Here is a 10,192-nt window from a genome sequence, read left to right as displayed (position 1 = left end):
CTGACAGAACGTCATGCCCGCCCATCCCCTACGTCGATGAATTGGGGCGAGTGGTTCCTTCAAGATTGAATCTGAGCCACGATGATCCGGACATCGTGGCGTTGGAGGGCAATGACTGAGTTCGCATGTGCGGAATGTGGTGCCGTACTGACCGTGCAGTTGTCACAGGTCGCGCTCCCCGCCCACGCTCATCAGAGGTACGGCCATGATCTGCTTCCCGTGCTCCTGGAGTCGGGGACGTACGCGGTGGAGCCGGAACCCGACGGGCCACCGTGGCGGCCGTGGGATGAGGTCGGTGCGGAGGAAGCGGAAGCCCGCGGCGTGTACGCGCCGGTGTGCTCCCTGTCGTACGGAGCGTCGGGAAGGGTTGGGGTCGCGCCGGGTGACGTCCGCGGAACCGTTCTGATTCCAGAGCGATGCGACGGCTACTGCTGCGGCTTGGACGGCGGGGACGGCCCGAACCTCGCGTGCGCGCGGTGTGGGCGCGCCGTGGCCACCCGCATCGACGACTGCTCGTACTGGCAGGTGGTGTGGCTGGACCCGCGCGCCGTGCGTCCTGTCACCGTCGATGGGCCTGCTCGTCGGGTGCTCAGCTGGGAGGCTCTGCTGGAGGAGCAGCCGGAAACACCGCCCGTTCAGCCGATCAGAGAATGGAAGCCGATGTGGACGTGGAGCCCGGTGTGGGAGGCGGCGGTCGCCGTTACGCTGGCCCACCTGCTGGCGGCGTCCGGCGGTGTGCGAGTGGTCGTCCCCAACGGCCCCGTCGCCGACGCGTTCCGCCCGGTGCTGGACATCCTTCTTCCGCCAGGCCCGCCAGCAAAGAGCCTGGCCCTGGCCGGGCCGGGCTTGCCCGCTCCGACCACCGACATCGCCCTGGTCCCGCGGCACCCGCAGACCGGCGAGGCATGGCCGTCCAGCGCAACGGTAGCGGTCCCCTTGGAGGCCAACGTGTGGATGCATCTGGCCTTCAACCGCAACCGGCCGCTCATTCCTGCGACGGGCGGACTACCCGACGGCGTTTACCGCGACGACCCCCCACCACCGCTGCCGGTCGGTTCATTCGGGCCTGACCGGGACATATTCCTCACCACGCTTGCACGCCTACCAGAGGTTCGCCAGCCGTGGCTGCGTACGATCTACGACCAGGTGGATGCCGACCGATGCTTTCGTCTGTTCGGGTGACAACCTTGACGCTGCCAGCCTGAGTGAGGCTGGTAGGCGTGGATACGATCGCGACCATTAGGCCGCCTGGCACCTGAATATCCATGGCAACCCCGTAGGTGAGACCCGCCCTTTCCCCGACGACCTGACAGGCGGCACTCTTCACCGGGATACGCGGATCCGGCACGCGGGTGACCACTGCGCCCAAACCTTCCGGAATGCGCGCAATGATCCGCGAGTCGGATAATCACTCTGCTCACTGCTCGATTAAGCGCCGACGTGAAGGTAGGCGGCCCACAGGGACGGGCTGAGCGGCAGCTGGCGGCGCAGGTCCTGGACGGCGTGATTCAGGGCATGGGCGGCGCGGCTGGTGTCCAGGATCGCCTCGCTTGTGGCCAGATTGCCGTAGAAGGTGTCGGCGATGGCCGGAGCGCAGTCATCGGAAATCGCCCAGAGAGTGCCAATGACATGGGGGAATCCGGCCATCTGGAAGGCCGAGGTCAAGTGGATGGCCTCGTCCAACAGCCGGACCTCCCAGTTGAGCGCGGTAGAGCACGCCGAGAGGTAGGCCAGGCGGGCATGTTCCAAGTTGATGGGGGCCAAACTGGCCACCGTCAAGGGGTTGTGCCGATGGTCCTGGAGCAGAAGCCGACTGTTGGACGGGTCGGCCGGATCGCTTACACCGTGGCAGGCGAAATGCGCGATCGCGCAGACCGGCAGCTGGGCCAGGACGTTGGCCCTGGTCGGTAACGCCTGAGCCGAACCGTCGGCGGCAGGAGACACGGTTGCCACCGAGAGGGTGCCCGACCCGTCGTCCGGGGTGCCGGTGGGAGAAGTGCCGGTGGGAGGGGCGTTAGTGCCGACTGACTGCCGGGTGAGTTGTATCGCGCCGGGCAGGTGGGCGGCCACCAGGGCGGCTTCTCGGCGTACTTGGGGCAAATAGCGCAGTCCCGGCGTGACGGGCATGGCCACGATCAACGCCCGCTCAACCACACCACTGGACTGCCGCCCTTCGACATCCTGGCTGGCTTCCCGATCAGCGTCCTGGCCCACGTCCCGACGGTCGCCGTACTGGCTGACATCCTGACGGTCGGCGTGCCGACGATCGACCTCCTGGCGCTGAGCACCCCGGCGATCGACGCCCTGCCGGTCAGCGTCCCGGCGATCAACGCCCTGCCGGTCGGCGTCCTGGCGGTCGGTGTGCTGGCGGGTGTGACGCAGGGCGGTGATTGTGGGGATGTAGGAGGACACCACTCGATCCATCACCGTGCGATGTTCTGGATCCGGGTCAAGGGTGTGGTGGCCAGCGGCGTGGATTGGCAGGAGGCCCAGCAATCCGCCGGTCGCCCACCAAACCCGCGGCCATCCCATCGGATCCATGCTCGGGGGCGGTGGCTGGTGGTATCCGAGCGCCGTGAGGACCGGGCCGGCCGCGACATCCCACAGCCACGCCAGCACCTCACACACCCGATTCTGCGCGGCCTCCACGTCCTGGCCGGAGTCGGCGCTGTCGGCCAGGGATTGGTGAAAGACGGTGATCTGATCGATCAGCATCTCCTGGTTCAGGCCCGGCAGATTCAGGGAGGTGACACCCTCCGAGGTGAGCAGCAGCGCGTCGCTGCGCAGATCGCTGATGTTGAAGGTGGCCACCGGCCCGGCGTCGGCCTGAGCGCGGAGCTGGTCGAGGGTGGGCGGCAGCGCAAAGGAGTCGAACCCTTCCAGAGCCCGGATCTGCCGCAGCAACGCGGCCAGGTCGGCCGCCACCCGGTGACGATCATGCTCCTCCTGCCAAGGGGTGGCCTCGACGGCACTTGCCTGCTGTGGGGTTCCATCGCCTGCCTGCCGTAAATCTTCAGTTCGCGAAGGGACTGACACGGGCACTGCCGACGGCACCCCTGATGTGCTCGACTCGGCGAGAGCAGGCTGGTCCAGGAAGTCACGCGAGGCAATTGCGTGCTGCGGGATGCCATCGCGCGCACTTGCCTGCCGTGGATCTTCGGTTAGTGAAGGGACTGCCACGGGCGCCGCCAACGCCGATTCGGCAAGAGCGGGCTGGCCTAAGAGGTCGCGCAAGGCGATGAACTGGTCGGCGAGTTGTGGATGCTGGGCGCGTAGGTCGGTCAGATCGCTACGCGTGTGCAGGGTTTGGCTGAGCAGTACCGCCCGGCCAGCTTCGAGCAGACGTAAGGCCCGGCCCGCCCGATCCCCGGCCGCGACGCTGAGGTCGTTGAGGGCGAGGGCGGCGGCCTCGGAGGCGAGACCGGCGAACTGGCCGATCATGTGCTGCTGGTCGGGGCGTTCCAGCTGGCGCGGGCTGACCTCCGGCAACAGCAGGACCGCCGCCTCCAGCAACCCGGCCGCCCCGGTCGGATCTGAGTCGTCCGACAATCGTGCTGCCTTTCGTGCCGCGCGGATCCGCCATGACGGCGGAGCGGCCGCGATGCCCACCGCCTGCGCGTACGCCTCCACTGCCGCCTCTAGATCGGCCTGATCGCCAGTCCGCTTGAATCGGCCGCTCAGCGCGTTCCCCAGGTTGTTGAGGCGTCCGGCCCGTTCGGGGTGGTCAGCAAGGGTGGCCTGGATCGCCTGCCGTCCGACGGAGATCGCCTCATCCAGATCAGCCACATTCCCGACCCGCCCAAATCTGACGCTGAGCGCAGTCCCCAGATTGCTGAGCATTGCGGCCTGGTCGGGGTGATCGGCGGGACTGACCTGGATCGCCTGCCGCCCGGCAGAGATCGCCTCGTCCAGATCAGCCAGGTTCCCGCTCTGCTCGAACCGGTAGCTCAGCGCGATCCCCAGATTGTTGTGGATTACGCGCTGATCGGGGTGGTCAGCAGGACTGACCTGGATCGCTCGCCGCCCAGCGGAGATCGCCTCATCCAGATCAGCCACATTCCCGACCCGCTCAAACCGGGCGCGCAATGCGATCCCCAGATTGCCGAGACGCCCAGCCAGGTCGGGGTGGTCGACGGCGGTCGCCTGCACCGCTTGGCGCCCAATGGCAATCGCCTCCTCCAGATCGGCCAGGCCCCCACTTCGCCTAAACCGGGTCCGCAGCGCAGCCCCCAGATTGCTGAGGATTACGGCGTGGTCAGGGTGATCGGCAGAGCTGACCTGGATCGCTTGCCGCCCGGCAGAGATCGCCTCATCCAGATCAGCCAGTTTCCCGCTCCGCCCAAACCGCGTGAGCAGCGCGATCCCCAGATTGGTGAGGCGCTTGACTTGGTCGGCGGGACTGGCCTGGATCGCTTGCCGTCCAGCGGTGATTGCCTCATCCAGATCAACCACGTTCCCGACCCGCCCGAATCGGGTGCTCAGCGCGGCTCCCAGATTGTTGAGACGTCCAGCCAGGTCGGGATGATCGGCGGGGGTGTCCTGAATCGCCTGGCGTACGGCGGAGATCGCCTCATCCAGATCCGCCAGGTTTCCAGTCCGCCCAAACCGCGTGAGCAGTACTGTCCCCAGATTGCCGAGGCGCCTCAGCCACTCGGGGTGATCGGCGGGGGTAGCCTCCACCGCCCGCCGTCCAACGGCAATCGCCTCATCCAGATCGGCCACGTTCCCGGTCCGCTCAAACCGAACGCTCAGCGCGTTCCCCAGATTGCCGAGGATCGCTGCCTGGTCAGGGTGATCGGCGGGGGTCATCTGGATCGCTTGCCGTCCAGCGGTGATCGCCTCCTCCAGATCGGCCAGGTCCCCGCTCCGCTCGTAACGGGCGCGCAGCGCAATCCCCAGGTTGGCGAGGCGTCCGGCCAGGTCGGGGTGGCCAGCAGGGGTCGCCTGCACCGCTTGCCGTCCGGCGGCGATCGCCTCCTCCAGATCGGCCAAGCTCCCGGTCCGCCCAAATCGTGCGCTCAGCGCAGTCCCCAGATTGCCCAGGATCACGGTGTGGTCGGGGTGGCCAGGAGGGGTCACCTGGATCGCTTCCCGCCCGGCGGCGATCGCGCCCTCCAGATCGGCCAAGTCCCCGCCCTGCTCAAACCGGGCGCTCAGCGCGTTCCCCAGATTGGCGAGGCGTCCGCCCAGGTCGGGGTGGTCAGAGGAGGTCATCTGGATCGCTTGGCGCCCAGCGGCGACCGCCTCCTCCAGGTCCGCCAGGTTCCCGGTCCGCTCAAATCGGACCCGCAGGGCGACCCCCAGGTTGCCGAGGTATACGGCCGGATCGGGGTGGTCGGCAGAGGTCGCCTGCACCGCTTGGCGCCCAATGACAATCGCCTCCTCCAGATCGGCCAAGTCCCCGGTCCGCTCAAACCGGACGCGCAACGCGATCCCCAGATTGCCGAGACGTCCAGCCAGGTCGGGATGATCGGCAGGGGTGGCCTGGATCGCTTGCCGTCCGGCGGCGATTGACTCTTCCAGATCGGCCAGGTTCCCGCTCCGCCCAAACCGGACGCTGAGCGCGACCCCCAGATTGCTGAGAAACCCCACCAGGTCGGGGTGATCGGCGGGAATGGTGGCCACGATCCGCTGCCACAACCGGACGGCAACCTCAAGCAGATCCGGATCGGCGGACCCTAACGCCCTCTGCAGCAAAGCGATGCCATCGGTGGCAGCCTGTTCAGCCGCAACGGGCAACATCGGTTCAGGAAAACCGTCATCGGGAAAGCCGGCGACAAAGCAACGCGTGAACATCGCGACCGCGACAGTCAGATCCTGCCGATTCTCCCCCGCAGGAACAACGTGGTAACGAAACCAATGCCACCAGCCCAGCACATACCAGGCCTCCGTATCCCCCTCAGCGGGCCCACCACCCCCAGCGGTGCCGACTAACTCGGCCAGACGCCGCGCTTCGGCAGGCCCATCCGGGGCCAACAGCGGCGACCGATCTCCTTCCCCGGCCCGCGACATTCGTTCCTGCAGGGCGGCCAGCAGCTCATCCCGTTCCGTCAACGGTCCCTCCCCGCGACGCTATGCCGCGAAAACGACATTAACCACTTCCCCACGGAAGGAAAGGCGATTGAACAGACGACCACCCCACCCCGTCACCTGTTCTGCTGACGATGACAGCTGGACGAGTCCCGTGAGCTTCCGTGCCTCGTACGGGTTCGAAGTCCACCCAGGAGAGATCACCTCTCCGCATCGCTCAACCCATCCCCCGCGGCACTGTCCCAAAGAAGAGTGTCTTCACTGGAGTCCCACTCCTCGAACGCGACCGTGTACGCCTCCTCAAGATGAGCCTCTCCCAGCAGGTTCAACGCCTCGTGGATCACGGCTGGAATCTAGTCGCTTCGGGTTGGAGTGTCAGGGCATTGGGGGTTGGGAAGGACGGGATGGGCGGCGAGGGTGGTACGGGCCTGGGTGCGTGCCCAGTTCCAGCCGTTCCAGGGGTCGGGCCGGTCGAGGGCGTGGCCGCGGACGATTCTGTCGAGGACACAGCTGCGGATGGGTTCGGGGAGGCGGTCCAGCGCGGGAACGGCTTCTACGCCGAGGCTGCTGAGGTAGTGGTGGTCGAGGCGGTCGATACCGCGGACGGCGTGCTGGGTTTCGACGATGCGGGCGTCGGGGTTCCAGAGTGCGAAGATCAGCAGCGTGACGCCGGTGAGCAGGACGAAGGTGCGCGGGAGCCAGGTGGTGGAGCGCCGGTTCAGGCGTACTGCTCCGGCTGCCAACACCAGGACGAAGACCGCGGCCAGCCACCAGATCGTGACACCGACCGTGGCGCGCAACCGGGTCAGGCCGTACGCGTCGAGGTAGAGGTCCAGGCGGTGCAGGGCCGAGGCGAGGATGACCAGCGTGAAGGCGCAGAGCAGGCCGAGCAGGCCGGCGAGCAGCCAGCGATGGGTGGCGGGATCCAGCAGCGCCCAGCAGAGCGCCACGATGCCCAGCACGATGAAACTCACCGTGACCAGCTCGAAGAACCCGGACCGGGCGTATTCGGCGTAGGTCAACCCGGCGGTTTCGAGCACCCGATCGTTGCCACCAAAAAGCACCGTGATCTGAACCGCGACGAAGGCTGCGAAGAGCAGGTTGAGGCCTGCCAACGGGATCACCCACAGCGTGCGAGCGAGCGGCACCCGCGGCAACGGGATCTCGGTCTCGGCGACCGGACGCAACGCCACCAGCACCGCGGCCGCCACCACCACACCGAAGACCACGAACAAGAAGATCCGGTAGGGCAGCTGGTCCGCCCACCCCGGCGCTTCCAGCAGGTCACGGGCGAACTGCGAGAACACGGCGTCCGCGGCCATGAACAGCAACCCGAAGACCACCAGTAAAAGCGCCGTGACACCCAGACTCACCAGAATCGGCAACAACCGCCGCCGCTTCATGAACGACTTCATCGGAGCGGACAGGAACCACGGCATCGGGAACACGGCCAGCCCGACGGACACGCCTCCGCGGATCGTACTGAACCACCCCCGGCCACTCCCCGACAGCCCCAGCGAGGCGACGAACACCGCCGCCAGCAGAACCGGCTGCAACACCCACTCCGCGTCCCGAACCAGCGTCACCCCCACCAGCGCGTAGGCCAGCACCGCGAACCCCACCGACCAGAGCGTCACCCTCCGCCGCGCCGCGGGCAGCACCGCCAGCCCCATCACGACAGCGGTCAGCACCAACCCCAACCCCTTCGGCGCGTACGGCAACAGCACCGCCGCCACGACCCCGACAGCAGCGGCGGCAGGCAGCACCCAGGGCGGCGTACCCGGCAAATCAGGCCGAGGAAAGATCGGCGGCGGAACATACACGGGCGGCGGCCCACCAGGCGGACCATATACGGGCGCGGATGGATAAAGTACGGGGGTCACCAGACCACCCGACGGGTTATGTATGGGCGGCGCGCCCCTACCGGACGGGTTGTGTACTGGCGGCACCCCACCACCGGAGGGGATATGCGAGGGCGACAGGCCACCACTAGGCGGACCCGAATCGGAGCCGACCCCTTCCCCATGCGGCGTCTCCTCCGGCACCCGGCCAGTTCCGACTGAAGTGTCGTCTTCCGAAGAAGCATGCGGAGACGGAGTCGCCCCGGCATCGGCCGGAACATGATCCGTCGATGGCGCGCTTTCCTCCTTCTTCGTTTCAGTGGAAGCGTGGCCCGCGACGGGGTCGGCGACCTCACTCGCCCGAGTCGGATGCACGATCCCGCCGGGAGGCGGCCCCCAAGGCTGATGCACGAATGGCCCCACGTTCGGGTACGTCTGACGGCCGCTGCTGGAACCGATCGCGGCACCGGCCACGGCCCCGCCCCCACTGAACGTGAGCAGCAGAGCCGCCCCCGTCACGTCGCTCAGGACGTCGCTCGCGAGGATCACCACGAACATGCCGACGATGAACCCGGCCAGCATGCCAATCCCCGCGCCGAGCCCGGCCCGCCCACTGTTCGATGAACGGGGGCCGACCGGCGGGCCCGGGTAGTGGGGGCCCCCCGGAGGCAGCCACCCGTAGGGAGGTCCACCCGGACCATACGGCGGACCAGCAGGCGACTGACGCGGCGTCGGCGTGACCGCCACGACCGGAGGTGCCTCCAGCGACTCCCCGTCCGCCGCTTCTTCCGCCCCTTGGCTGTCAGATTCGAGCACCGGACCAGCCGACTCAGCGGAACCGATCGACGACTGCGCGGGTATCGGCTCGTTCAAAGCCGAGGACTCCGTACCCCCCACCGCAGCAGTCGACGCCGATCGCACTAGCGCCGGGTCGGCCGACTCAACCGAACCGGCCAACGGCCCCGCAAGCATTGGCTCGTTCAAAGCCGAGAACTCCATGCGCCCCGCCGGGACGGTCGGCGCCGACCGGACTAGCGCCGGACCGGCCGACTCAGCCGAACCGGCCAACGGATTCGTAAGTATCGGCTCGTTCAAGGCCGAGGACTCAGTGCGCCCTGCTGGGGCCGTCGGTGCCGTATGGGCTGCTGAAGTCGGTGTTGTGCGGGCCGGTGAAGGGGGCAAAGCCGGGCGAGTCGCGATCGGAACGTCAGCTGCACTCGCCGCCGGCTGCGCGATGGTCAGCTCGGTCTTCTCCGCCGGAGGCGCTTCGGGATCGACCGGGATACCGGACATGTGGATTCTCCCTGGAAGTCGGACGAGCATGTGGCACCCACGCGGATGATCGATCACGCGAATGGTGCCCTGATGGAGTTCGACGATCTCCTTGGCGATGGCCAGGCCGAGACCCGCTCCGCCTGCGTCGGCCGCGCGACCGGCGTCGAGACGGGAGAACCGTTCGAAGACCCGGGTACGTTCGCTCGCGGGAATGCCAGGGCCCTCGTCGTGGACGATGAGTTGCACACCGGATCCCGCCGCCCGGCCTTCGAGGCGTACGGTGCCGCCGGGCGGGCTGTGCCGTACCGCGTTGTCGAGGAGGTTGGCGAGGACCTGGGCGAGCAGGGCGGGGTCGGCTTTGAGGTGCAGGCCGGCGGTGACGTCGCTGTGGACGGTGACGGTGTCGGTGGCCAGACCGGCTTCGCGGGCGGCCTGCCCGCAGAGGGAGCCGAGATCGAACGGTTCCGCCTCGATCAGCCGCGAGCCCGAGTCAAGGCGGGACAGGTCGAGCAGCTGGGCGACCAGGCGGCCGAGGCGCTGGGTCTGGGCCAGGGCGGTGCCGAGAGTCTCGCGGTCGGGCGGGGAGACCCCGTCGACAACGTTCTCCAGCACCGCCTGCAGGCCGGTGATCGGCGTACGCAGCTCGTGGCTCACGTTCGCGACCAGTTCACGGCGTTGCCGGTCGACTTCGGCGAGGTCGGCGGCCATCGCGTTGAAGGCACGGGCGAGCTCGCCGACCTCGTCGCGGGAGGTGGCGGAGACGCGCAGGCCGTACCGGCCTTTGGCGATGGTCTGGGCGGCGGCGGCCATTTCGCGGAGCGGCTTCGTCATGCCCCAGGCCAGGAACTGCACCATGATCACCGCAAGGACGACGGCGATCGCGATGCGCAGATTGCCAGGCAGGTCCGCGCTCAGACCAAGCTCATTGACGACAAAGGCGGTCACCACGGCCAGCACGATCACCAGCCCCAGCTTGATCTTGATCCGCCCAAGAAAATCCAGCGGTCTCATAGGCGAACCAGAGTCTGATCGACCGCTTGGACCCC

At 67.7% G+C, this 10,192-nt stretch carries 5 protein-coding genes; 1 reads left to right on the top strand and 4 read right to left on the bottom strand.

What is annotated here, in order from left to right; genetic code table 11:
* Positions 1 to 111: 111 nt before the first annotated feature.
* Positions 112 to 1,182 (top strand): hypothetical protein, encoded by a 1,071-nt coding sequence (locus Aple_RS29925; RefSeq protein ID WP_155348057.1) that lies wholly within the window; start codon positions 112 to 114, stop codon positions 1,180 to 1,182.
* 246 nt (positions 1,183 to 1,428) lie between these two features.
* Here the strand turns inward: Aple_RS29925 and Aple_RS29920 are convergent, their stop codons facing one another.
* The 4 genes from Aple_RS29920 to Aple_RS29905 all read right to left on the bottom strand — a co-directional run bounded on the left by Aple_RS29920 (position 1,429) and on the right by Aple_RS29905 (position 10,157).
* Positions 1,429 to 5,742: a CHAT domain-containing protein gene (locus tag Aple_RS29920; RefSeq protein WP_170321732.1), complete on the bottom strand. Its 4,314-nt coding sequence runs from the start codon at positions 5,740 to 5,742 to the stop codon at positions 1,429 to 1,431.
* Between the two features lie 349 nt (positions 5,743 to 6,091).
* Positions 6,092 to 6,244, bottom strand: coding sequence for a type II toxin-antitoxin system PemK/MazF family toxin (locus tag Aple_RS56395; protein ID WP_155348055.1), 153 nt, complete (start codon positions 6,242 to 6,244; stop codon positions 6,092 to 6,094).
* Positions 6,231 to 6,374 carry a hypothetical protein gene (locus tag Aple_RS29910; protein WP_155348054.1) on the bottom strand — a complete coding sequence of 48 codons (144 nt, stop codon included), beginning with the start codon at positions 6,372 to 6,374 and terminating at the stop codon, positions 6,231 to 6,233. Before Aple_RS29910 ends, Aple_RS56395 begins: the two co-directional genes overlap by 14 nt.
* A 9-nt stretch (positions 6,375 to 6,383) precedes the next feature.
* Entirely contained in the window at positions 6,384 to 10,157 is a 3,774-nt protein-coding gene (locus Aple_RS29905; protein WP_155348053.1) for a DUF4153 domain-containing protein, read from the bottom strand.
* Positions 10,158 to 10,192 lie beyond the last annotated feature (35 nt).

Source organism: Acrocarpospora pleiomorpha, assembly GCF_009687885.1.
In the GTDB taxonomy this organism is placed as follows: Bacteria; Actinomycetota; Actinomycetes; order Streptosporangiales; family Streptosporangiaceae; genus Acrocarpospora; species Acrocarpospora pleiomorpha.
The sequence above is the reverse complement of the archived record's forward strand: the minus strand, read 5'-3'. Positions and strand labels throughout refer to the sequence as shown.